General features: G+C 45.7%; 23 protein-coding genes. 4 read left to right on the forward strand and 19 right to left on the reverse strand.

The window, feature by feature from the left end; genetic code table 11:
- Positions 1-5 precede the first annotated feature (5 nt).
- Complete coding sequence (locus tag A2621_04655; protein OFW90252.1) at positions 6-884, forward strand: hypothetical protein; 879 nt, start codon at positions 6-8, stop codon at positions 882-884.
- Positions 885-905: 21 nt separating this feature from the next.
- Here A2621_04655 and A2621_04660 read toward each other — a convergent pair whose 3' ends face one another.
- The 4 genes from A2621_04660 to A2621_04675 all read right to left on the reverse strand — a co-directional run bounded on the left by A2621_04660 (position 906) and on the right by A2621_04675 (position 3,928).
- Complete coding sequence (locus A2621_04660) at positions 906-1,253, reverse strand: alkylphosphonate utilization protein (protein ID OFW90253.1); 348 nt, start codon at positions 1,251-1,253, stop codon at positions 906-908.
- A gap of 46 nt (positions 1,254-1,299) precedes the next feature.
- Entirely contained in the window at positions 1,300-2,604 is a 1,305-nt protein-coding gene (locus A2621_04665) for a hypothetical protein (protein ID OFW90254.1), read from the reverse strand.
- Positions 2,605-2,607: 3 nt separating this feature from the next.
- Entirely contained in the window at positions 2,608-3,366 is a 759-nt protein-coding gene (locus tag A2621_04670; GenBank protein ID OFW90255.1) for a hypothetical protein, read from the reverse strand.
- Between the two features lie 88 nt (positions 3,367-3,454).
- Entirely contained in the window at positions 3,455-3,928 is a 474-nt protein-coding gene (locus A2621_04675) for a transcription elongation factor GreA (GenBank protein ID OFW90256.1), read from the reverse strand.
- Positions 3,929-4,277: 349 nt separating this feature from the next.
- On the opposite strand from A2621_04675, the gene A2621_04680 reads away from it, so the two are divergent.
- Positions 4,278-5,018: a hypothetical protein gene (locus tag A2621_04680; protein ID OFW90319.1), complete on the forward strand. Its 741-nt coding sequence runs from the start codon at positions 4,278-4,280 to the stop codon at positions 5,016-5,018.
- On the opposite strand, the gene A2621_04685 is transcribed toward A2621_04680, so the two are convergent.
- The 6 genes from A2621_04685 to A2621_04710 all read right to left on the reverse strand — a co-directional run bounded on the left by A2621_04685 (position 4,972) and on the right by A2621_04710 (position 10,216).
- Positions 4,972-5,181 carry a hypothetical protein gene (locus A2621_04685; GenBank protein OFW90257.1) on the reverse strand — a complete coding sequence of 70 codons (210 nt, stop codon included), beginning with the start codon at positions 5,179-5,181 and terminating at the stop codon, positions 4,972-4,974. The two genes, A2621_04680 and A2621_04685, sit on opposite strands and share 47 nt — an antisense overlap.
- Before the next feature lie 35 nt (positions 5,182-5,216).
- A complete protein-coding gene (locus A2621_04690; protein OFW90258.1) occupies positions 5,217-6,050 on the reverse strand; it encodes a hypothetical protein in 834 nt (277 codons plus the stop codon).
- Positions 6,034-7,206, reverse strand: coding sequence for a hypothetical protein (locus tag A2621_04695; GenBank protein ID OFW90259.1), 1,173 nt, complete (start codon positions 7,204-7,206; stop codon positions 6,034-6,036). The genes A2621_04690 and A2621_04695 overlap by 17 nt, the downstream gene beginning before the upstream one ends.
- Entirely contained in the window at positions 7,203-8,903 is a 1,701-nt protein-coding gene (locus A2621_04700; GenBank protein OFW90260.1) for a hypothetical protein, read from the reverse strand. The genes A2621_04695 and A2621_04700 overlap by 4 nt, the downstream gene beginning before the upstream one ends.
- 75 nt (positions 8,904-8,978) lie before the next feature.
- A complete protein-coding gene (locus A2621_04705; protein ID OFW90261.1) occupies positions 8,979-9,446 on the reverse strand; it encodes a hypothetical protein in 468 nt (155 codons plus the stop codon).
- A 5-nt stretch (positions 9,447-9,451) separates the two neighbouring features.
- Positions 9,452-10,216 carry a hypothetical protein gene (locus A2621_04710; protein ID OFW90262.1) on the reverse strand — a complete coding sequence of 255 codons (765 nt, stop codon included), beginning with the start codon at positions 10,214-10,216 and terminating at the stop codon, positions 9,452-9,454.
- 194 nt (positions 10,217-10,410) lie between these two features.
- On the opposite strand from A2621_04710, the gene A2621_04715 reads away from it, so the two are divergent.
- Positions 10,411-10,641 (forward strand): 50S ribosomal protein L31, encoded by a 231-nt coding sequence (locus A2621_04715; GenBank protein OFW90263.1) that lies wholly within the window; start codon positions 10,411-10,413, stop codon positions 10,639-10,641.
- 77 nt (positions 10,642-10,718) lie between these two features.
- On the opposite strand, the gene chaB is transcribed toward A2621_04715, so the two are convergent.
- The 6 genes from chaB to A2621_04745 are packed head-to-tail and all read right to left on the reverse strand — an operon-like array spanning position 10,719 to position 16,907.
- Complete coding sequence (gene chaB / locus A2621_04720; protein OFW90264.1) at positions 10,719-10,949, reverse strand: cation transport regulator; 231 nt, start codon at positions 10,947-10,949, stop codon at positions 10,719-10,721.
- A gap of 34 nt (positions 10,950-10,983) precedes the next feature.
- Positions 10,984-11,523: a hypothetical protein gene (locus A2621_04725; GenBank protein OFW90265.1), complete on the reverse strand. Its 540-nt coding sequence runs from the start codon at positions 11,521-11,523 to the stop codon at positions 10,984-10,986.
- Entirely contained in the window at positions 11,501-12,862 is a 1,362-nt protein-coding gene (locus tag A2621_04730) for a phosphoglucosamine mutase (GenBank protein OFW90266.1), read from the reverse strand. The genes A2621_04725 and A2621_04730 overlap by 23 nt, the downstream gene beginning before the upstream one ends.
- Positions 12,856-14,811 carry a cell division protein FtsH gene (locus A2621_04735; GenBank protein ID OFW90267.1) on the reverse strand — a complete coding sequence of 652 codons (1,956 nt, stop codon included), beginning with the start codon at positions 14,809-14,811 and terminating at the stop codon, positions 12,856-12,858. The genes A2621_04730 and A2621_04735 overlap by 7 nt, the downstream gene beginning before the upstream one ends.
- Positions 14,812-14,844: 33 nt before the next feature.
- Positions 14,845-16,098 carry a tRNA lysidine(34) synthetase TilS gene (locus A2621_04740; protein ID OFW90268.1) on the reverse strand — a complete coding sequence of 418 codons (1,254 nt, stop codon included), beginning with the start codon at positions 16,096-16,098 and terminating at the stop codon, positions 14,845-14,847.
- Entirely contained in the window at positions 16,086-16,907 is an 822-nt protein-coding gene (locus A2621_04745) for a hypothetical protein (GenBank protein OFW90269.1), read from the reverse strand. Before A2621_04745 ends, A2621_04740 begins: the two co-directional genes overlap by 13 nt.
- A gap of 122 nt (positions 16,908-17,029) precedes the next feature.
- Between A2621_04745 and A2621_04750 the strand changes: the two genes are divergently transcribed.
- Positions 17,030-19,666, forward strand: coding sequence for a valine--tRNA ligase (locus A2621_04750; protein OFW90270.1), 2,637 nt, complete (start codon positions 17,030-17,032; stop codon positions 19,664-19,666).
- Between the two features lie 305 nt (positions 19,667-19,971).
- On the opposite strand, the gene A2621_04755 is transcribed toward A2621_04750, so the two are convergent.
- The 3 genes from A2621_04755 to A2621_04765 all read right to left on the reverse strand — a co-directional run bounded on the left by A2621_04755 (position 19,972) and on the right by A2621_04765 (position 22,703).
- Entirely contained in the window at positions 19,972-21,516 is a 1,545-nt protein-coding gene (locus A2621_04755) for a murein biosynthesis integral membrane protein MurJ (GenBank protein OFW90271.1), read from the reverse strand.
- Between the two features lie 87 nt (positions 21,517-21,603).
- Positions 21,604-22,383 (reverse strand): exodeoxyribonuclease III, encoded by a 780-nt coding sequence (locus tag A2621_04760; GenBank protein ID OFW90272.1) that lies wholly within the window; start codon positions 22,381-22,383, stop codon positions 21,604-21,606.
- Entirely contained in the window at positions 22,380-22,703 is a 324-nt protein-coding gene (locus A2621_04765) for a hypothetical protein (GenBank protein ID OFW90273.1), read from the reverse strand. The genes A2621_04760 and A2621_04765 overlap by 4 nt, the downstream gene beginning before the upstream one ends.
- Between the last annotated feature and the right edge of the window lie 31 nt (positions 22,704-22,734).

Genomic DNA, 22,734 nt, shown 5'->3' on the forward strand with positions numbered 1-22,734 from the left:
CTTCAATGCTCAATCAATTTGAAAAAAATATCAAAGGCATTTATGGCAAGGAAGGCGAGACATGGCTTTCTCACCTCCCCCAAATCGTTCGGTCTTTCGAAGAGGCATGGGGGGTGTCACACCTCACCCCCGTCAAGAATTTGTCTTACAACTATGTCTTAAAAGGCGCCCGAGGAAAAGCGCCCATCATCCTGAAACTCAGCCTCGATTTTGACGGACTCGAGAGAGAGGCCGCTGCTCTGAAGGCCTTCGCAAACTACTGCGCCGTGCGGGTGCTTAACCAAAAAAAAGGAGCACTGTTGCTGGAGAGAGCTGTGCCGGGCACGTCCCTTAAAGAGATATTCCCTGAAAAAGAATCAATGGGTCTTGAAGTCGCGATCCAGACCATCCGCCAGCTGCATCAGGCCCCGGTGCCGCAGGGGCATTCTTTTCCAAAGCTAACCGATTGGCTTCGAACGCTGGATAAAGATTTCCCCTCCATTCCGCTCTTCTATCTTAAGACAGCTCGGTCTTTGCGGGATAAGCTTTTGGCAACTACCAAAGAGTCTGTGTTGCTCCATGGAGATTTGCATCATGAGAATATCCTTCAAGATGGGGCAGGGTGGGTTCTCATCGATCCCAAAGGGATTGTGGGGGATCCTGTGTATGAGGCCGGTTCGTTTATCCGAAATCCCATCCTTCCTCTTCTCAATCTGCCGGAGGCAGAAAAGATCATCGATCTCAGGATCCAGGCATTTTCGGAGGCGTTTGACTGGGAGAAAAAGCGCATCGAGGAATGGTGTTTTGTACAAGCCGTTGTGGCGTGGACTTGGGCTTTGGAAGACAAAGGAGAGAGTATTTTCTTTCAACAACTGACAGATATTTTCGGACGGAAGATTACTTAGAAGCTCTATCAGTAGATGGGTTCACTCCACCACTTTCTTGACGAATTGTGACTTCAATCCCATAGAGCCGATGCCCGGAATTCGGCAATCAATATCATGGTCTCCTTCAACAAGATGGATGTTTTTAACTTTTGTTCCCACCTTGACGATCGCAGACGATCCTTTGACCTTTAAATCTTTAATGACGGTGACCGTGTCCCCGTCTTTGAGCTCCACGCCATTCGCATCCCGAACAATCTCGGCGCCAAGAGTTCCCTCTGGGTCTAATTGCGCAGCGCCTTCATATCCACATTCCGGACAAATATGTAGTCCTCTGTCTTCATATAGATAAGGAGATTGGCATTTGGGGCAGGGAGGAAGGTCGCTCATCGTTTGGCTTCTCCTTTTAAGAAGGGGTTATTAGCTCAGAAACTATTTATTCCAGTGCATCCAAACACTGGGCATAGGTAATGGGGTGTTTTAAATACACACTCAAAAACGACCCACAATGACTGCAAGAGATCTCCCATTTTTCCATGGATTTTCGACACTTGGTGCACTTGTAGGGATAAGAGATTTGCTGCATGGCTTTCTTTAGGTAGGTGAGCACATCCGGCATATTGTTCTTTTCTTTTTTCGTCAAAGCCGCTTTTAAAACATAGGCTTCCGGCACGTCCTTAGGCAACAGAGCCAAGACACGTTTCGCTTCTCCCCACAACTTAGCTTGGATAAAATATGTAATCAGAATCAACTGACTCACCGGGTGGTCAGGCATCAGATCATAGAGTTGCCGCGCTTGTCGTGCTTTTGATAAAGGTTGGCTATCTGTGCCCAGTAAGTCACAATAAACGTCTGCAATGGCCCAGGATGGTTTGTCTGACCACGCTTTTTCTAAAAGAGTCTGAGCCGCGCGTTTGTCTTTTTTGGTTGCGAGCAGTCGGGCAAAACTCAAGAGATTGTCTAAAAAGTGGGGGTCATATTTATAAGACGTTTCCATGCGGGAAAGTTTTTCGCTCTCAGGAAGGGAACGTTCAAGGGAAAGTTGGTACCAAAGAAACCCGTAGATGTGATTCGATTCTTCTTGGGTGAAGCTGCCTTTTTTGTTGGATTGTTTCAAAAGGTCTAAAGCCTCGTTCCAGTCAGCGGCCGCAATGGCTACTTTTAACGCTTGCTTCAAAAACCAGCCTTGATCTCCATGGGCTTTAGAAGAAGAGGCAATCAGTTTTTTCGCAAGGTCCAGCCGCTTGCTTTTCAATGCCGCGCCAATCTCGTCATACCAAGCCATGGCCGTAAATTCCTCAAACTGCTTTAGATGAGATAAAGCCAAACTTTCCGTCTTCCTATCGTGTAGAATTTGAGATGCTTTTAAGAGGGCAATGGCTGGCAAGGCCGATTCAGGGTTCAGGTTCATGGCTTCTTTGGCTAATTGCTGGGCTTCTTTCAGATTACCAAATTCAATGGCTGAAAAAGCTTGGGCGAGTACCTTATGAGGATTTGTTTTAAGATGGGATCCCACACTCAGAATTTGTTTCACAATCCAAACAAGACCTTGCCAACCAGAAGAAATAAGAGCGGCTAAAATAAAGAGCAGAAACACCAGAAGTAGGACGAAGGAAATCGTTGTTTCAATTTCATACCCTAACCAATTTAAAGTAAGTGTCCCAGGATTGTTGGCAAGCCAAAAAACAAAGCCAACAATTAAAATAAGTCTTAATAAAAATCCAATCTTTCTAGACAGCATTTCCTATATCCTCAAGCCATTAAAAACAAGCTCCTCCAAAGATCTCAATGCTTGTTTTACGTCGAGTCTGATTTTCAGAGATTGACTCCACTCTTGATACTCAGGGAAATTCTTTTCAATAAAGAGAAGGGCTTTTTGGGTATGATCATTCCGGATGAGGGTACAGAGCGTATCTATTTTTTCTTTTTCTTGGAAATTTCTAATTTTTAGAAAGTTATTAAAGAAATAAAATATTTTCTCTCCTAAAGCCCCAGAGCCAGACTTTTGGGGAGGGGTATAGGATCTAAAAGAAGTCTCAATGCCGGAAGGCGGGGTAATGCCTTGGGTATTGTTTCTTAAAATATCGAATCGGGGATCTTGAAGGGGCGGTCCAACGAGCTGATCTAATTTTGAGAAAGACGCAGAGAAATTTTTTCCCGTCAAGACACGGCGCTCTAACCTAGAAAAAATAAATATTTTCTGGAAATTATCAGAAATCCTTCTCAAAGCCTCTTTGTTGGCGAGAGTGATTTGGGCCGTTTGGCCGGATGATCCTTGCTCTGCTAACTGCTGGCGCAATGTTTGGATTTCTGCCCGAGCGGTTTGAAGCGCTTTTAGATTGATTTGATCATCTGAGACAGAAAAACTTTTACATTGAAAGAGAAAATATCCCCCCATGCCGGCGGTGATCAAAAAAGCGCTAAGCAAAATCCAAACCCACCGGTTGCTTTTCGAAGGCATCACAGGGAGAGGTTTCGCTTTAATCTCAGATTTTTGAACCATGGAAACAATCTAAGATATTTTTTTTAAATATGCCACTGAAAAGGGAGCTTAAGATAAATAAAACAAAGAAAGTTTCGGAAGTCTGAATTTAGACAAAAGAAATATCGAGAATTTTATAAACTTTTTCTCCCCGAGGCGTTTTCACTTCCACGATATCGTTCACTTTTTTGCCAATAAGACTGCGGGCTAACGGAGAATTAATGGGAAGAAGCCCTTGCTTAATATCCGCCTCATCCACGCCTACAATTTGATACTTTGATTTTTCTTTGACAAGCTCGTCAGACAATCTAACTGTTGCACCAAACTTAATGGTATCTCCGGAAAGCTTTTGAACATCAATCACCTCAGCGCGACTGGTTTTATCTTCCAACTCGTTAATACGCCCCTCTACAAAAGATTGACGTTCGCGGGCGGCATGATACTCGGCATTCTCGGAAAGGTCTCCATGGGCGCGGGCGTCTTCAATCGCTTTAATCACGGCCGGACGTTCAACTGATTTTAAATGCGCTAGCTCGGCTTCTAATCTTTTGAGGCCTCGGGCAGTTAATGGAATTCTTTCCATTTGTAACTCCTTAAATTTAATACAGCTTGCTAATTACCGTAGTTGACCCCCTAAAATCAAGTAAAATCTTTCATAGATTGCAGTATAGATTGTTTTAAAAGAAGGCGCTGTGGGGAATGAAACAGTGCAAAAACAAGAGGATCTCTTTCGACTTTAGAGGGGAGATCTTTGGGGATTGCTTGGGCATTGGTTCGTTTAATCATACTTTCTGTAACCAGTTGAAAGTTTTGGAAATATTCATGTGGGTTTGGAGGATGAATCCCTTTTTTGCTTTTATTGTATTCCTTTTTTAAATATGGTAAAATCAGCCCTGATTTGGGATTTAGATCATTATGATGGAGAATTAATTATGTCAGATCTTCGATATAAAGTTATTAATCAAACAGGCTCTCGAGCGTCCGAGATGGATCTTGGGTTGCGTGGCTATATGATGAAAGTCTATGGGTATATGTTTATGGGGCTGATCCTTACAGGATTTATGGCCTTTTCTGTGACTCAAGTTCCGGCACTGCAACAGTTGCTTTTTGCGGTTGATGCCACGGGCAGATATGTGCCCAGCGGGTTTACGTGGCTTTTGTTCTTTGCCCAACTCGGCACCGTCTTTTATTTGTCGCTTAGAATCAACCAATTAAGAGCCGCGACAGCAAGGCTCATCTTTTTAGGATATGCCATGCTGATGGGATTAAGCCTGTCTTCCATTTTTTTGGTGTACACAGGGGCAAGCTTAACGCGTGTATTTTTCATCACGTCTTCCGTTTTTGGAATCATGAGTCTTTATGGCTATATCACCAAGCGTGATTTGTCCGGTCTAGGGTCTTTCTTTCTTATGGGACTTATCGGGGTAGTGCTCGCGTCTGTTGTGAATATATTCTTAAAAAGCTCCATGATGGAATTCATTATCTCGATTTTGGGCGTGATCATTTTCACGGGGCTCACCGCGTATGATACCCAAAGAGTTAAGGAAATCTACTACGAGCATGACTCGGGCGAAGTACAGTCGAAAAAAGCCGTTATGGGCGCGCTGGCTCTCTATCTCGACTTTATCAATCTGTTTCTACTTTTATTAAGATTCTTGGGCGACCGTCGCTAAGTCGTTTCTCTAATTCTTGTTGTCTTTTATGATGATATAAGATCTCCCTGTGCTCCAGGGAGATCTTTTTTTGGGCGGCGGTTATTTCTTTTTGTTCGTGATAGAAAAGACCAAACACATAATACCGATAAACAAGAGATCCCACAATCAGACCGCTGAGCATGACAAAAAGTATCTTGGTGGTACGTTCTGAGGATCCTATTTCTGCCCTCCAAAATGAGCCTTCACCTTTCGATACTCTGGGGTGTTGATCTTTGTTTCCATCTGCCTCAACGCCTGTCGAGAGCGGTGCAATTGGGCCTCCCATATTTTCAGAGAATAAAGGGTGTACCCCACACACAAAACAAAGAGGAACCCTGCCGCCAAAGTTTTGTGCAAATAAGTGGGGGGCATCTTAAAAGAAGAGAAAGGGGAAATGTGTTCAAGAGGGGAAGAAAGAGGAACGGAGGAGATCCCTTCTTTAAAGCCCCTTTTCCGCATTTCATGGAGACTTTTCTGCACATGATCTTCCACCTTTTCTTCAGGCATAGGGGGTGTGAAGAGGGTGAATAAAAAGGTCTTTGAGAAAGCACATTGCCACAGCCCAAGAGCTGGATGGAAATAAAAGAAGAGGGTGGGCTCTGCAGTGCGTTTGGGGATGGTTTTTAAGAGGTCAAGAAGCACGCAGCTGGTTTTCAGAAGGGGACCTTTTTTTAAGGAAGCGGGAAGAGTGGGGTGGAAAAAAAAGGCCTGATGCCATGACAGGAAATAAAGAGCAGCGTGGGAGACACCGGTTTTCTTTTGGATCCAAAAGAGCGCTTTTTCCCAAGGAGAAAGGTCCCTGAGATCGCAGAGGGTCTGGAAGGATTCTTGTTCGAGATACACCACACGAGGAGTCTCTTTATGGTGTGTCCACAAGGGAGATGAGAGAAACTCTTCTAGGGTGGAAAAGGCGTAAGACTCTCGCGTCTTTTTCTTTTCTATCACCGAGACGAAGAGGGTAGGATCTAGAAAAACAATGACAAGTAGAAGCATATTAGAGTCCTGATACATTATAAAGGGGGTAAAATATACCCAGTACGACCCAGATTAAAAATCCTCCCATCAGAAGAAGGCAGAGAATGGGCAGAAAGTCTTTCAAAAAATCAATTTGATAGTGAGCCATTTCACTATAGTAATCTCGAATAGTCAAAAAACTATCCGTCAGATTATTGGATTCTTCCCCGGCTTTAATAAAATGGGACATCAGGGAAGGAATGGTTTTAACCGACTCAAAGGAATGGGAAAGACTTTGCCCTTTTGTGAGCTGTGCGCGCACCCTCTCTAGAATTGAGGTTAGATACAAATTGTCTGTTTGAGTGGCGGTGATTTGCAATGCTTTCAGAAGAAAAATGTCCGATTTCAGCAAAAGGAAGAGACTCATGCTGATGCGGATAATCCACAGTTTTACTAAGAAGGGCCCCAACAAAGGGATATGAATCAATGTTTTGTGCCAGAGGTATTTTATTTTCTTAACTCTTGTTAAAAAAAAGAAAGAAACACTCGTAAAAATGAACCCTAAAAAGACAAAGCTACCATAGTGACACCACACGTCTGTAAAACGTAACAACAAAGAGGTGGAAAGACTTTGTTCGAGGTTCATCGCGACCAAAAAAGATTTAAGGGGCGGCACCAAAAATGTGGTGAGGGTGATCATGAGAACGATCAATAAAAAGAACAAAATGAAAGGATAACGGAGCGACTGAACCAATGTTTTTTGAAATTTATTTTTCCATAAGAGATACACTTTAATGTGGGCAAAGGATTGGGCCAAGTTTCCATTGGCCTCTCCTATCGTGATCAGCTCTATAAACACAGGATCAAAAAAAGTTTTTTCCGAACGAATGGCTTCAGAAAGACTAAAGCCGCCCTCAATTTTCTTTTGTAAAAAAAGGGCTGAAGTGCGCAGCGAACGGGAGGATTGCCGGCTGATATGGTAGAGCGCTGTGTGGAGAGAGAGGCCTGCCTTTAAGAGATATTCTAAATGGCTCGAGAGGGCCAATGAGTCTTGAAAAGAGAGTCTCTTAGAGATCCATGGATTAGGAAAATACCAAAGAACGTGGATATTCTGGGCCACGAGTTTTTCTAAAAACTCTGCCAAGGTGGGAGCGTCTAACATTCCTGTCACCGTCCTTTTGTCTTGAAGCCCCTTGTACCTATAAAGTGTCATAAGATTTCCTTTTCAAGCGACACAACAGAACATAATTCGGAAAGGGAGGTGAGCCCTTCCAAGAGGGCCTGGATGCCTTGTTCGGCGAGAGGGACGTACCCTATTGTGCGTGCTTCTTTTTCAAGAACAGCCAGGGGTGCTTTGTCGAGGATGAGCTGATTAAAGGCCTCTGTACAGGGAATAAACTCCACCAGCGGGAACCGTCCTTTGTATCCTGTTTGATGACAAAAAGAACATCCAATCGGATCATACACAAATTGATCTGTGTCTTCTTGAATCAGGCAAGACTCTTGAAAGGAGAGAGGGCGTCTCTGCCGACACCGGGGGCACAGGGAACGGATAAGACGTTGGGAGAGAAGGCCCTTTAGGTTCCCCGCCAGGGCGGCCGAAGAGAGACCAAGATCCGTCAACCGCTGGATGGTTCCCAAGGCACGGGGGGCATGGAGGGTGGTATAAACTTGGTGCCCAGTCATGGAGGCCCTTAGTGCCATTTGTGCCGTGTCAGCGTCGCGCACCTCCCCAATAAACAAAATGTCGGGGTCTTGTCGGAGAATAGAGCGCACTCCATTGGCAAACGTAAAAAAAGAGTTCTCTTGGATCTCTGTTTGTCGCACAAAGGGCAGTTCATATTCGATGGGTTGCTCCAGTGTCATGATATTGCGAGCGGGGGTATTCAGATGAGTGAGAATGGAATAGAGCGTTGTCGTTTTTCCAGACCCTGTGGGGCCTGACACAATGAATAATCCTTGCGGGATTTGAAGAGTGTCTTTAAGGCAAGCAATGGTTGGTAAAGGGAACCCAATCTCGTGCAGAGACAGGAGAGCTTTCACTCTATCTAAGACACGAATCACGATGCTCTCCCCATGTTTGGTGGGATGGGTAGAGACACGAAAATCGATTTCTTCGCCCTCTATTTTTCTTGAGAATCGTCCCGATTGGGGGAGGCGACTTTCCGCAATGTTCATTTGGGAACAGACTTTTAAATGCACACAGAAACTATCCCAAAAATCTCTATGGAAAGAATGGTAAAGCAATAACTGTCCGTCAACCCGGAGTCGTATCCGGATAAACTTACTTTCAGTTTCGAGATGAATATCGGAGGCTCTTTGGTGGACGGCTTCTGTCAAGCATCTGTCGAGAATACGGGGGATGAGTTCCGCAGAGACAAGGGAGGGTACGGTCAAGGAAGAGGAGTCCAGCGTCGCGAAAAGGTCAGATAAAGATGGGTCTTCCTGCTCGGGGAGACGTCTCAACCTTTCTATCTGAGACGCGGGGGCCACATAAAAAATACACTGGAAAGAAGACAGTTGATAGGTAAGATGGCTTCTGTCTCGTTCCTTCAAAGGGTCGGCAACGGCAATATGGAGCGTCTCCTCTTCTTTTTTAAAAGGCAGCCAAGTGGGGTGAGAAGATAACTCGGTGGACAACAGCGGAGATAGTTCTGTGAAGAGGGGGTGGACATGACTGAGATCGGTATGACTTAGATCCGCGAGAGGCAGACCGGAAAAATCAGACAAAAGTTCGGTTAGCTGTTCTTCATTTATCAGGTGGAGATTAAGCAAGATTTTTTCAAAAGAGCGTCGTTCTTTGCCCTTCTCGCGACGTACTACAGAGAGCAAATCCGGGGATAAGATTTGACACTGAACTAAAAAAGACTCAAAAGAGGGGGCGTCTAAGTTCTTGACCGCATCATTCATAGCATGCCGCTCTGTTATCTTGACAGGCATCATAGGCAGAAAGATAAAGGTGAAAAAGTAGAAAAAAAGAGAAAATTATAAACGGGACAAGGAACTCACTCTAGCGAACCCCACCACCCCTACCAGGGCGAACATCAAGGCGGGGCCGAGCGGAAAGGTTTTTTGGGGGGATGTCTTTTTTTTATAAACAACAGCCCAGAGTCCTCCTAAGACGCCACTTGTAATCAGAAAGAAGGGAAGTGTCTCAAGGGGCACAAAAAAACAGGCAAGACAAAAAAGCTTCAAGTCGCCAGCGCCGACAAAGCTCCTATATTTTGGCAAGAAAAGAAATACCCCCACGAGGCTGAGTCCAAGGAGGCCAGAGAGAAGTAGGGGAAGGAGGGCAGAGAGGGTAGCATCCTTCTGGAAAATGTGCCCATAATGCCAGCAGAGAAGAAATCCTAAAGCGATCAGCGCCAGATTCGGGATTCTGCCGTATCTAATGTCCTGATAGCTAATCCACAGGGCAATCAGGCCAAGCAGCGGGAAAAAAAAGAGGCCCAAGGCTTTTACTTCTTCTTTGGGGTCTTCTTTTTGGTGGCTGGCTTTTTCGCCGCCTTAGCCGCTCCCTTTTTTTTAGCTTTGGGGTTTGCTGCTTTTTTAGCTTTAGGAGCAACGACTTTCTTTGCCGCTTTAGGTTTTGTCGCCTTCACAGGCTTTACCGTCTTCTTTGCCGCTTTAGGCTTTGCTGCCTTCACAAGTTTAGGGACTTTTCTTTTTTTGAGGACCTCTTTTTTAGAGGGCATCACTTTGGGTTCTTTTTCCTTTTTCTCTGAGATTGCCAAAGATTCCTCTAAGTCTCTCTCTGTACACAACCCAAGTTCAACGGGGTTCCGGGGCTTTAAATTCTTGAAATTCCAATGGGAACGGTCGCGGATTTTATCAATGGTACTTTTGGTGGTTCCAACCAGTTTAATGATTTGATTGTCACTCAGGTTGCCGTGGTGCCGCAAAAGCCAAGAAACCGCATCCGGTTTATCTTGACGTTTATTCAAGGGGGTATAGCGCGGGCCGCTGGTGCGCCGTTGCTTTTCAGAAAGCTCTTGTTTGAGTCTTAGTTTATGCAAGGGATTTTTTGTCGCTAGTTGAATTTCTTCAAAGGACAATTGCTCTGTGGCAATAGGGTCAACCCCCACCACAAAGGTTTCGCCATCAGCTAAAGCTTGAATCTCTAAGGGATGTAATCCACAAAACTCAGCGATTTGCTCAAAGGTTAAAGTTGTATTGTCTAAGAGCCAAGAAGCTGTTGCTCGAGGCATAAGTGGGGCAGTCATTTCTGCGTCTCCTTCAAAAAATCGTCATTGCATAAAAGCAAGTGTATTCTAGGGCGACTTCCCCATTAGGTAAAGAAATTTCGTAAAAAAGAGAGAAAAAAAGGCCTTTCTCAAAGGAAAAACTCACTTTTTTCTTGATTCAAGGAAAGATTTCCAGTATTTAAAGAGGACTGAAAATAAGTAGGATTCAATCAATGAAAAAGAACATACACCCAGATTATCACACCATCAAAGTTGTTATGACGGATGGATCTGAATATGAAACACGTTCCACATGGGGCAAAGAGGGTGATGTGCTGCGACTTCAAACAGATCCGAAAAACCATCCGGCGTGGACTGGCGTTCAAAGACTTTTGAATGCGGGCGGCCAGGTTGGTAAGTTTAAAAATCGTTTTGGCGGTCTTAACATTAAGCCAACAAAGTAGACTTTTTAAGCCTCAGGACACTCTTTTGAAAAGACTGTTTTGATGGCCTCTGTTGTTTGTCTAAAAGAACAGGCTCCTTACTTTTCTACCCACTTACCCTGGGCATTCTTACGGTAGACTACTTTCACCGCTCCCCAGGCTACCCGATGGCAGATTTCTTCTAACGAGTCTTCTGGGTCACGCCGAGTATCTTTTTTAAAATATTGGGAATGGGCATTGTTGTAGGCCGCTCGATAAATCTCTTGGGCATGATGCGGCAGCACATGTTGGACACCCTCTGGTAAATCTTTGATGGTTTTGTAAGGCATGGGTTCCTCCCCAACTCAATAAACAGACTTCTTTTTAATTACTATAAAATATTGTTTGAGGGGTGTTAAGCAATTTTTCCTTCAGCGACTTCCCCCAATAATAATCTCCCCTTTCCCCGGATTTTTTAATCACCAGATGACAGGGAATAAAAATGGAAATGGGGTTGCGCGAAATGGCTTGGCCCACGGCTTGGAATGCCCGGGGATACCCAGCTTGATAGGCGATTTCTTTATACGTGGTGGGTTGATGGCGGGGGAGGGCGTAGAGAGCTTGCCAGACTTTGATTTGAAAAGGAGTTCCCCACAGCTCAAAGGCTTCAATGTCCTGTGGATTGACGAGAGCTTCTTGGAAAGACGCTTGCCGCCACGCGGGGCGATGGCACAAATCGGCCCGAACGGCTTCTTCGGGAAAGTCGGGCCCGACGAGTCCTAAGGCAACCATATTTTTATCTTTTAAAAGACCAACATAGGGGAACCCTTGGGTGTGTCCGGTGAACAAGGTAAGGGTAAGGCCGCGTCCTTGTTGAGGGGGTGGGGCGGAGACAATCACCTTAAGAGTGGGTGAGATCGGCATCTTTTAAAAGTTTCTCCACTTTCTTTAAGGTTCCCTCTAACTGGGCTTTGTCGGGTCCTTCCACCATCAACCGTACAACAGGTTCTGTCCCCGAGGGGCGGACCAAAAGACGATCGCCTTGTTTCTGAGAGGCCCGAGAAATCTTTTCAATTTCCTTTAAAAGATGAGGGTCTTGGAGCAGCTTTTTATTCTTCAATTTGAGGTTGCTCGTGATCTGAGGTGTCAGGGCAAAAGGATGCAAGATTTGGCTAGCCGGTTTTTTTGATTGAACGAGCAGAGAGAGCACCTGCAAGGCAGCCACAAGTCCGTCGCCTGTGGTGCCATAGTCGCTGAAGACAATATGGCCAGAGGGTTCACCCCCTACATTAGCGCCCCGTCTTTTCATTTCTTCGGTGACATAGCGATCCCCCACAGCGGTACGCACAAGAGAGATACCTCTATGAGACAAGAACTTTTCTAACCCCATGTTTGACATAATGGTGGACACAACAGCGTTACCTTTGAGCTGTCCTTTTTCTTTCCAGAGCGATGCAATGACGCCGATGAGGAGGTCTCCCTCAACAACTGTTCCGTTTTCATCACAGACGATGAGTCGATCCGCATCTCCATCTAGACCAATACCGATGTCGGCATTATGTGTTCGGACCGTCTTTGCCATCAGGCCAGGAGAGGTGGCGCCACAGTCTAAATTGATGTTTTTCCCATTGGGGTCATCTCCGATAGGGATAATGTGGGCCCCTAACTCCCATAAAACCATGGGGGCAATTTTGTACGCGGCGCCATTGGCGCAATCCACCACAATTTTGAGACCATCTAATCTTAAACCTGCAGGGAAGGTGGATTTTACAAATTCAATATAGCGCCCAGGAGCATCATCCAACCGTTTGGCACGGCCGAGTTGATCCGGGGAGGCAAGGTATTCACTATCAAAGCTTAGAATTTTCTGTTCAATCTCCAGTTCTTGAGCGTCAGACAGTTTGTTTCCTTCGGGGGTGAAGAGTTTAATACCATTATCTGTATACGGGTTGTGGGAGGCTGAAATCATAACCCCAAGATCCGCACGCAAAGAGCGGGTAAGCAACGCAACGGCGGGGGTGGGCAGAGGGCCTACCAAGACCACGTCCATCCCCACGGAAATAAAACCCGCGGTGAGCGCTGGTTCTACCATATATCCCGAGAGACGAGTGTCTTTACCGATCACCACCAAATGATGTCGGTCTTCTTTCTGAAAACATCGTCCTGCCGCTTGAGCCATGCGGAGCAGCATGTCAGGGGTCATGTTTCCTTTATTAACGAGGCCTCGAATGCCGTCTGTACCAAAGAATTTTCTTTTCACGATTCCTCTTTAGGAGTTTTTTTGGGTTTAGAAAGTTTCATCAATTTCTTCTTGATCGTTTGTAGTTTGGATTTAGGGGAGACCTCTTCCAAAATAGGGAGAGAGGTTTGATGAATCTTGCGTGGCTTTTGCTGAGCTACCGGTTTTATTTTTTTGCCCGCGAGCAAGTTATTGATGTCTTCCCCTGTGAGGGTTTCAAACTCAATCAAAGCTTGGGCCAAATCTTCCAGTTGTGTAGTATGCTTGGTCAAAATTTTTCGAGCCGTTTGATAGGCTTCATCCACAATGCGTCGAACTTCTTGATCCACGGTTTGCGCGGTGGCTTCCGACATGGTTTGTGTTTGGGTGACTGAGTGTCCGAGGAAAAGCTCTTGCTGGGGGGAGCCATAAGTAATAGGCCCCATCTTTTCACTAAGACCCCATTCTGTCACCATGCGACGGGCTATTTCTGTAGCATATTTAATATCAGAAGAGGCCCCCGTGGTCACTTTGTCTGTACCGAAGATTTGTTCTTCTGCCACACGACCGCCCATGGCGACGGCCAGATCCGCCTTCAACTTTGCAAAACTTATGGAAAGACGGTCTCCCTCGGGCAGGCGCATGACCATTCCCAAAGAACGACCTCGTGGAATGATGGTGGCTTTATGAATCGGGTCAGACTCAGACAAATGAGACCCCACCAAAGCGTGTCCAGCTTCATGATAGGCAGTGAGTTTCTTTTCTTCTTCGCTCATGGCGAGAGATCGACGTTCTGCGCCCATCATGACCTTGTCTTTGGCTTCTTCTAATTCTGCCATTCCCACAAATCGGCGCCCTTTGCGTGCGGCGAGCAGGGCGGCTTCATTCACAAGATTGGCAAGATCTGCCCCAGAGAATCCTGGAGTTCCTCGAGCAATGACGCGGGCATCAATATCATCCCCTTTTTGAATTTTCTGCAGGTGTACTTTTAAGATGTCTTCCCGACCATTCACGTCAGGCGCAGGGACGATGACTTGGCGATCAAATCGACCGGGTCGCAGAAGGGCAGGATCTAAAACATCAGGCCTGTTGGTGGCAGCAATGAGAATGATCCCTTCGTTGGATTCAAATCCATCCATCTCCACCAAAAGCTGGTTGAGCGTTTGTTCGCGTTCGTCATTCCCTCCCCCAAGGCCAGCACCCCGATGGCGTCCAACCGCATCGATTTCATCGATAAAGATGATGCAGGGAGCATGTTTTTTGGCTTGCTCAAACATATCTCTGACTCGGCTCGCGCCCACACCTACGAACATCTCCACAAAATCAGATCCTGAGATGGAGAAGAAAGGCACATTGGCTTCACCGGCAATCGCCCGTGCCAATAAGGTTTTTCCGTTTCCAGGAGATCCGATCAACAGGACCCCTTTGGGAATTTTCCCGCCCAAGCGTTGGAATTTGGGGGGATCTTTTAAGAATTCTACAATTTCTTCTACTTCTTGTTTGGATTCATTAATGCCGGCCACATCTTTAAAGGTAATTTTTCCAGATTTTGGAATCAGAAGTTTTGCTTTCGATTTGCCGAACCCCATGGCTTTTCCACTACCGGACTGCATTTGACGGTAAAAATAAATCCACACTCCGATGAACAAAAGGGTGGGGAACCAAGAAACAAAGATACTCCAGAAGGTGGAACGATCTTCCTCTCGCCCTGCGACCTCTACTTTAACGCCATTTTTTGCAAGGACATTAGCCACTTCTGTTTTTTCAGGTACTTTGGTGGTAAAGGCAGATCCATCCATCCGTTTGCCCGAGATAGCATCCCCTCGCATAACCACTTCTTTAATATCATTGGTTTCCACGGCCTGCTGAAAGGACGTGTAATCAATGGCTTTGCCTTGAATTTTCGAAGTGTCGTCTAAAAATGTTTGGTAGATGAAGAAAAGACCAAAAACCAATAACAATAAAATCAAAAAATTTCTTTGATTTGTACTCATATAAAAACTCCTAAAACGAAGGAAATTGTAGACTTAAACAAAGAATTCTGCAAGCAAAGAATGTTGTGGCTGATAGAGAAAAGAAGGGTAAGTCGTTTCCTCTACAGAAGATTTTAGAAAAGGAACGGCAACGACTTTGTTTTCTTGCCAATAAGCGGGAAAGGTTATCACAACGGGATAGGGAAGAGAAGACGCGATCTCTGACCGAATTTGAGACCATCCCTCTCGGCCCAAAGGTTTGAGGTGGGTATGCGGGGGAAGAGGGCCGTTGACCCAAAATCGGTTCCACAATTTTTCATTGGGCTGCAGGGCGCGGGTGGGAGGGAGTAACCGACGATCGGGCACAATCCATACCGTCTTTTGATGAACGTAGACAACGCATTTCCCCAAAGAGGTGGGGGAATACTCTTGCTGCTGCCATTTCTGATAGAGGCGTTCAACAGAGGAAGGGCTGGGGAAATACTCTAGATTTCCGATGCATCGAATCAGAAAGCTCAACGCCCGCTTAAGGATCGCTTTATCTGCCTCGCCTACAGCGCTGAGGGGCAGACGTCCATATCCTTCTTTTCCTACTCGGACATGGAGGGCCAAAAACTGAGCGGTTTCTTTCTCTTCTGTCCGGCGATTCTCTTGATACGATAAGAGGTCTTGGGGGGGTAAGGGGTGTTGGCGCAAGTGAGCGCGGCGGAAAGCCAAGTTTTGATTACTAGGATCTTCCAAGTGGGGGTGGGTACCCAAACTGGTTTTGAGGTCTTCTTTTTTGAAAGAAAGAAGAGGGCGGATTAAGCGTCCCGTGTCAAAATAAGTCACCGCACTCATGCCGGACAACCCATACGCTGTACTGTGAGCTTGGTGGCGCATCACATAAGTTTCTTGTTGATCATCGGCATGATGAGCGGTTGCTAAATGGAGAATGCCGCTTACACCACACGCGTCTTCCAACAACTTATAACGGGCTTGACGGGCTTTTTCTTGCAGGCGACTGGTGGGCTTGTGGGTGTGATTCCATGTCAAGATACAGCAAGGAATGCCTTGGTCTTCAAGCCAGGTTTTGACTTGGTGGGCCTCTTCTGTAGAGGTGAGTCTTAGTTTGTGGTCTACATGAAACGCCTGGAGGCTGCCGCCTTGTTGGCTGATCCATTTTTGGAGAAGGAAAGTGAGCGCCAAACTGTCGCTGCCTCCAGACACCGCGACTCCTAAGAGAGGGCGATCTTCGAAAGGACCAAAGTGCTCCATCTCCTTAGAAAACCGATCAAAAAGAGTAACAGGAATATTTAGGCGAGACATGAAAGGGAAGCGCAAGCCATAGAAAGGCGCTCTTGGAAATCTTCAGATGTCTTTGGATAATCTGTTTTTATTTTCGTCAGCGTTGTGCAGGCTTCTTTATTTTTTCCTAACTTTTCAAGGGCAAATGCCATCATGAGCAAAACTTCTGGCGCTTCGGGAGCCTTGGGTGATTTCTTATAGAATTCTCCCGCATAGAGAGCCGCTTCTTGATACTCATCTTTCTTGTAAGTTACATAAACAAGTTCTTTATAGATGGAGGCAATATGGGGATCATTTGGAAATTTAGTCACAAATAAATGCAACGCCTTTTCAAATCGTTTTTCGGGGAGGATGCGCCCTGAGGTTTCAATATGAAGCCTCAGTTCATCGGCGCTCATTTTGTTTAACTTATCCTGGTAGGCTTGATCATCACTTTTCTGAACCGTTTCTGTTGTGTCAGAGATCGTTTTTTCCAAAGATGCGATCTTTCCTTCAAAACTGGCTTGCCTTTTTTCAGCCTCACTTTTGCTCGTTAAAATCTGCTGTTGGAGTTCTTCCATCTTACTAATAACCCCAGATACTTGGGCTTTAAGAGATTGAATTTTTTCAAGAAATAGGGTGTGCGACGGATCTTCGGGTGGGTTGGCGCCGGCTTCTTGATAGGCCGGATCTCCGCCGAAACGTTTATAAATAAACTTCTGTAAAGTGGCCAGTTCTTCCGCAAGACGAGACAGATTGTGCCCACCGATTTCCACAGGAGCGTCCGCAGGGGCATCCGCTAAAAGAGAGCTTGAGAGGGTGAGCAGTATAAAAAAAACAATTTTGTTCATGGAGACAATTTCCTTCTATGATTTGAAAATACCATAGAGTGGGGTCTTTTTCCCATATTTTTCTTTAAAATTCCGGGAGCTTTATGTAAAACTCAAAGTCTAAAGAAAGTGTAGTGTTTGGAATGTTAGAAAAAAAATACGATTCAGCCGTAACGGAAAAATATTTTTATACGTTGTGGGAAAAATCCGGGTGTTTTAAACCCTCGGGTAAAGGCAGGCCATACACCATCATTATGCCGCCTGCCAATGTCACCGGAAGTTTGCATTTAGGGCATGCGCTTACCTTTACGTTGCAAGATATTCTCATTCGATTTCACCGTATGAAAGGCCGGGATGTTTTGTGGCAGGCCGGGACAGACCACGCTGGCATTGCCACCCAAATGGTAGTCGAGCGCCAGTTAGCTGAAAAAGGAACGATGCGACAGGATTTGGGTCGCGAGGCATTTCTAGAAGAGGTCTGGACATGGAAAGCTAAATCTGGGGGCGACATCATTGATCAACTAAAACGTCTGGGTGCTAGTGCCGATTGGTCACGGGAGCGATTCACCATGGATGATCAGGCGAACCAAGGGGTGAAACGATCTTTTATTCAACTCTATAAAGATGGGCTGATTTACCGAGATAAGCGTTTGGTCAATTGGGATGCGACATACCAAACAGCTATTTCCGATTTGGAAGTGATTCAAAAGGACGTTAAAGGTAAGATGTATTATGTTGCTTATCCTTTGGAGTCAGGAGAAGGGCGAATTGTCATTGCAACCACACGACCAGAAACATTTTTTGGAGATGTAGCGGTGGCAGTGCACCCCCAAGATGAACGGTATAAACATCTCATTGGAACACGGGTTATACAACCTCTGACCGAGAGAGCTCTCCCCATTATCGGAGATGATCATTGTGATCCTGACAAGGGCACGGGGGCTGTTAAAATTACACCCGCCCATGATTTCAACGATTTTGAGATGGCGCAGCGACATGGCTTAGAGGCGCTCTCTATTTTAGACGAGCACAATAGATTGAGGGGGGCGTGTGTCCTCGGAGACTATGTGGGGTTGACCACCCGCCAAGCGCGTGAAAAAGTGCTGGCTGCTTTTGAAGAGAACGGGGTACTCGAAAAAATAGAAGACATCACCCACACTGTGCCACATGGGGATCGTTCCGACAGTGTGATCGAGCCTCGGTTAACAGATCAGTGGTATGTGGATGCAAAGACTCTGTCAAAAAAAGCTATGGAAGCGGTGGAGAAAGGTGACACCACTTTCTTTCCCGAACAGTGGACGAAGGTTTACTTTGACTGGCTCAACAACATTCAGCCCTGGTGCATTTCCCGCCAGATTTGGTGGGGGCACTCCATTCCGGCTTGGTATGGGCCAGAGGGCCATGTCTTCGTGGCGTATACAGAAAAAGAGGCGCAAGAACAGGCCGAAAAAACATATGGTCACTCTGTTGATCTAACGCCAGATCCAGATGTGTTGGATACGTGGTTTTCTTCTGGTCTTTGGCCAATTGTAACCTTAGGGGGGTTTGAGAATCATCCTGACTTTCAAAAACGGTATCCAACCGATGTGTTGGTAACGGGGTTTGACATCATCTTTTTCTGGGTCGCTCGTATGATGATGCTGGGGATTTATTTCACCCAGAAAGTTCCCTTCCGAGACGTTTACATGCATGCCTTGGTTCGTGATACCAAAGGACAAAAGATGTCTAAGTCTAAAGGCAATGTCATCGATCCTTTGTATCTGATTGACGAATATGGGGCTGATGCGCTTCGATTCACGTTGGCCTCCTTAGCGGCGCCAGGTCGGGACATCAAGCTATCGGAAGCTCATGTTGAGGGATCGCGTAATTTCATCACCAAGCTTTGGAATGCCACACGGTATGCTCAGATGAATGGGGCGGTGTGGAGAGAAGAGTTTCAAGCAGAAAAATGTGTCTTTGAAATCAATCGCTGGATTGTGGCAGAACTTGCGCTTTGTGCCGAAGAGGTGGGGACAGCGATTCAGAGTTATCGATTCCATGAGGCAGCCCAAACCCTCTATCATTTCTTATGGGGTACGTTTTGTGATTGGTATGTGGAATTTACAAAGCCACTCTTACTGGGCGATGCAGGGCCGATAAAAACAGAGATTCAACACACCATGGCGTGGGCGGTTGGGCAGCTGTGCCACTTGATGCACCCCTTGATGCCGTATGTGACAGAAGAGATTTGGCGTGCCATAGGGGGGAAAGGCCTTCTCATTAGGGCTTCTTGGCCGTCTCTCGGGCGTGTGTCTGCTTTTGAGGACGCTCGAGAAGAAATCAATCACGTCATTGAGGTGATTTCGGAATTCCGTTCTTTGCGGAGCGACCTTAGCATCGAACCTCCTTTTGTTTTAAGCATATTCACGGGTTCATTATCAGGCCAGGCTCAAACAGTCATTTCAAAGCATGGAGTTGTTTTAGAAGGGCTGGGTCGTATCAAATTTGTTCATCAAGCCCCTAAGGGCAAGATGATTGATCTTGTGATTAACGGGGAATCTTTTGGGGTAGAAGTAACGGGAGCGTTTGACCCTATTCAAGAAATGACAAGATTAGAAAAGGAATTGCAAAAGGTGGAAGAAGAGTTACTAAAGGTGGAAAAGAAATTAAGTGATCCGCTTCTTTTATCAAAAGCTCCCCGAGAGATTGTTAAAGAATTGCAGGACAGAAAGAAGATCTTTAGGTCCAAACAAGAAAAATATCAACAATCTCTCGGGAAAATAAAAACGCTTTTGGAATAGTTAAAAAACAGAAGAGCTCAAATCTTTTCATAGAAATTTCTATGAAAAGATTGCCTCCCTGTATTCCAACTTATTCTTTGCTGTCTTCTGCTGCAGGAGCTTCTTCTGTCGCTTCTGTAGCGGCAGGGGCCTCTTGAGTTGTTGTCGCATCAGCAGGCATATCCCCCTCTTTCTTTTTGTCGCAATTTGCAAGAACAAAAAGAAGAGCAAGTGCAGTCATCGATAGAATTATTTTCAATTTATGTCTCCATAATTAATTACCTCTTTAATCTGTACCATATTTTTTTTCTTTAATATAGAGGGAACTAAAGGTCTTTAGAAAAATTTTTGAAGTAGGAGGGTCTGAAGATACCAACCCAGGCAGCAAAGAGGATATATAATCCAATACCAGGGCCAAGAATGGCAGGGAGAAGAATCCAAGAAGACGGGGCGATTTTCTTTATAAACAATTCGAAAGAGGGTACTAATACAGTTAAATAAGCAACAAGAACGAGGACGGGAATACTTAACTTCCTTATATAGTTGGATAATTGGGTAGAAAAAAAGAATAATCGTTTCTTTTTTAAGAATATTCCCAGGACAGTTGCTTGGACCCAGGCCGAGATACTGGTGGCCAGCGCGAGGCCCACATATTCCAGGGAATTAATCAGAAGAAGATTCAGGGTTACATTTAAAAGAACACCACCAGCTCCAATAAACATGGGTGTACGGGTGTCTCCACTAGAAAAGAAACAAGTGCTAAAAAGTTTGATCAAAATGTAGGCAGGAAGACCTGACGCCAGGGCGCACAATGTATGAGCTGTTGGTAAAATATCTTCTTGTTTGAACTCGCCGTGAGCATAGAGATTGTCTACCAGGAAAGGTGCCAAAAGCATTAAGCTGATACCAGCGGGGACCGACAGGGTGAGCGCGCTTTCCAGCGCGAGGGTTTGCAACGTTTTAGTCTGCTCCCAATTTTGGGTACGCATGTATTTGGAAAGGGTAGGCAACAACACGGTGCTTAAGGCGATCCCAATCACACTGAGGGGCAGCTGGGCTAAGCGGTCGGCGTAACTCATATAAGAAATGCCCCCTATTTTTAAATAAGACGCGATCATAATGTCGAGGAACAAGTTAATTTGCACCACGCTGGATCCTAGAGCCGCGGGGAGAAGGGTTCTGAAAAAGGTGCGTACTTGAGGGGTGATTTTAGGTTTTTTCGGGAAGACAGCTATTTTAGAGAATTGACAGGGGACAAAGACCCATAAAAATTGGATAATCCCACATCCCAAAATACCCCAGGCGAGAGCATATCCAGGGGAATGTAACGCTGGGCTTAGATAAAGAAGACATCCAATAATAAAAAGATTCCCAGCAGCAGGGGAGGCTGCCGCCGCGGCAAAGCGTTCAAACGAATTGAGAATGCCACTAAAAAAAGCGGTGAGAGAAATAAAGAATAAAAAAGGGAACGTGATTTTTGAAAAACTAATGGTTAGCGCCAGCCGATCTGGAGTTTGGACCAATCCTCGGAAAAAGAGAGGAATGAGATCGGGCAGAAAAAACTCCACGATGATAATAAGAGCTGTCAGGGTAATGGCGAGAAAAGAAAAAATGTTTTGAGCAAACGATAGCGCTGCAGACCGTCCCTCTCTGGCAAGAATGCCTGAAAACACGGGGACAAAAGAAACGTTAAACGCCCCTTCGGCAAAAATACGGCGGAATAAACTGGGGATCTTGATAGCAATACCCAAGGCATCGCTGACAGCATTCACCCCAATGTAATAAGCTTGCAGTGTTTCACGGACAAAACCAGTCACCCGACTTAGAATGGTAAACCCACTAACGGATAGGAAAGACCGAATAAGTTTCATGTGCTCTTCATCTTGTTGGCCCGATACTAAGCAGAGAAGAACAAAAAGGCAAGAGGGAAAGGATGAGAAATTGTTTCTCTTGTCGATCTAGAGGAGGATACACCAAAGGGGAGCATGGTCAGAAGGGCGTTCTTTCCCCCTAAAACCTCTGTCAATCCCCACTGATTTCAGAGAGCTGTTTGCCTCGGGTGATAAAAGAAGATGGTCAATCCTCAACCCCCAATTGCGACGCCAGGCGCCTTGTCGATAGTCCCACCAGGTATACCAGTCTTGGTTGTTGGTCCGGTCTTCGGGATAGAGGGCGCGCACGGCATCACAAAGACCTATATCCAAGAGAGCGTTAAAACTCGACCGTTCAGCGTCACTGACCAATACTTCTCCTATCCATTTCTCTGGCTCATGGACATCGGCATCGGTGGGGGCCACGTTATAGTCCCCACCCACAATCAGTTTCTCCTTAAAGGTGAGAAGGGTGGTTAGGTGATCTTTGAGATGGTGGTAAAAGGAAAGTTTGTAGGCATATTTTTCTGATCCCACAATGCCTCCATTGGGAGCATAGACAGAGGCCACGCGCACCCCGCCTGTGAAAGCGTCGATGTAGCGGGCTTGGGGGTCAGAAAAATGAGGCAAATTATATTGAACATCTTCCAGCGGGAATTTAGAGAGAATGGCGACTCCATTAAACGTTTTTTGCCCATGGATCGCGATGTTGTATCCCATATCTTCTATAAATTCGGCGGGAAAGGCCTCATTTTGGCACTTTGTTTCTTGAAGCAGAATGATGTCAGGTTTTGTTTCTGCCACCCACTCGCTGAAGAGGGGGAGGCGTACTTTAATTGAGTTTACGTTCCAGCTGGCAATTTTCATATGGAGAAAGAGGCCCCACACCCACAGGACTTGTCAGCATTGGGATTGGTGATCTTAAAATAAGATCCAATGAGTTCCGTCTCATAGCTGAGGGCTGCCCTTTCCAAGAAAGGATAAGAAACGGGGTCAATCAAAACGGTGATCTCTTCCCGGCGAATAACAATGTCATCCGGGTGAATCTCTGTTTCTAGATCAAACTGATATTGTAGACCGGAACATCCGCCGGCTAAGATGGAAATTCGTAAAAACTGATTTTTATCCCTCTGCATCGAGACAAGTTGTTGAAAAGCAGAGTCTAATATATTAAAAGTGGGAACCATTCGTAAATACTTTCTTTTAAACAGACCTAAA

It is taken from the genome of Alphaproteobacteria bacterium RIFCSPHIGHO2_01_FULL_41_14 (genome assembly GCA_001767855.1).
Classification (GTDB): Bacteria; Pseudomonadota; Alphaproteobacteria; order UBA7879; family UBA5542; genus 2-01-FULL-41-14.

Bases quoted from the DNA above. Each gene is read 5' to 3' on its own strand.
- A2621_04655 (OFW90252.1), top strand. From the start codon at position 6: ATGCTCAATCAATTTGAAAAAAATATCAAAGGCATTTATGGCAAGGAA.
- A2621_04660 (OFW90253.1), bottom strand. From the start codon at position 1,253: ATGAGCGACCTTCCTCCCTGCCCCAAATGCCAATCTCCTTATCTATAT.
- A2621_04665 (OFW90254.1), bottom strand. From the start codon at position 2,604: ATGCTGTCTAGAAAGATTGGATTTTTATTAAGACTTATTTTAATTGTT.
- A2621_04670 (OFW90255.1), bottom strand. From the start codon at position 3,366: ATGGTTCAAAAATCTGAGATTAAAGCGAAACCTCTCCCTGTGATGCCT.
- A2621_04675 (OFW90256.1), bottom strand. From the start codon at position 3,928: ATGGAAAGAATTCCATTAACTGCCCGAGGCCTCAAAAGATTAGAAGCC.
- A2621_04680 (OFW90319.1), top strand. From the start codon at position 4,278: ATGTCAGATCTTCGATATAAAGTTATTAATCAAACAGGCTCTCGAGCG.
- A2621_04685 (OFW90257.1), bottom strand. From the start codon at position 5,181: ATGCTCAGCGGTCTGATTGTGGGATCTCTTGTTTATCGGTATTATGTG.
- A2621_04690 (OFW90258.1), bottom strand. From the start codon at position 6,050: ATGTATCAGGACTCTAATATGCTTCTACTTGTCATTGTTTTTCTAGAT.
- A2621_04695 (OFW90259.1), bottom strand. From the start codon at position 7,206: ATGACACTTTATAGGTACAAGGGGCTTCAAGACAAAAGGACGGTGACA.
- A2621_04700 (OFW90260.1), bottom strand. From the start codon at position 8,903: ATGAATGATGCGGTCAAGAACTTAGACGCCCCCTCTTTTGAGTCTTTT.
- A2621_04710 (OFW90262.1), bottom strand. From the start codon at position 10,216: ATGACTGCCCCACTTATGCCTCGAGCAACAGCTTCTTGGCTCTTAGAC.
- A2621_04715 (OFW90263.1), top strand. From the start codon at position 10,411: ATGAAAAAGAACATACACCCAGATTATCACACCATCAAAGTTGTTATG.
- chaB (OFW90264.1), bottom strand. From the start codon at position 10,949: ATGCCTTACAAAACCATCAAAGATTTACCAGAGGGTGTCCAACATGTG.
- A2621_04725 (OFW90265.1), bottom strand. From the start codon at position 11,523: ATGCCGATCTCACCCACTCTTAAGGTGATTGTCTCCGCCCCACCCCCT.
- A2621_04735 (OFW90267.1), bottom strand. From the start codon at position 14,811: ATGAGTACAAATCAAAGAAATTTTTTGATTTTATTGTTATTGGTTTTT.
- A2621_04740 (OFW90268.1), bottom strand. From the start codon at position 16,098: ATGTCTCGCCTAAATATTCCTGTTACTCTTTTTGATCGGTTTTCTAAG.
- A2621_04745 (OFW90269.1), bottom strand. From the start codon at position 16,907: ATGAACAAAATTGTTTTTTTTATACTGCTCACCCTCTCAAGCTCTCTT.
- A2621_04750 (OFW90270.1), top strand. From the start codon at position 17,030: ATGTTAGAAAAAAAATACGATTCAGCCGTAACGGAAAAATATTTTTAT.
- A2621_04755 (OFW90271.1), bottom strand. From the start codon at position 21,516: ATGAAACTTATTCGGTCTTTCCTATCCGTTAGTGGGTTTACCATTCTA.
- A2621_04760 (OFW90272.1), bottom strand. From the start codon at position 22,383: ATGAAAATTGCCAGCTGGAACGTAAACTCAATTAAAGTACGCCTCCCC.
- A2621_04765 (OFW90273.1), bottom strand. From the start codon at position 22,703: ATGGTTCCCACTTTTAATATATTAGACTCTGCTTTTCAACAACTTGTC.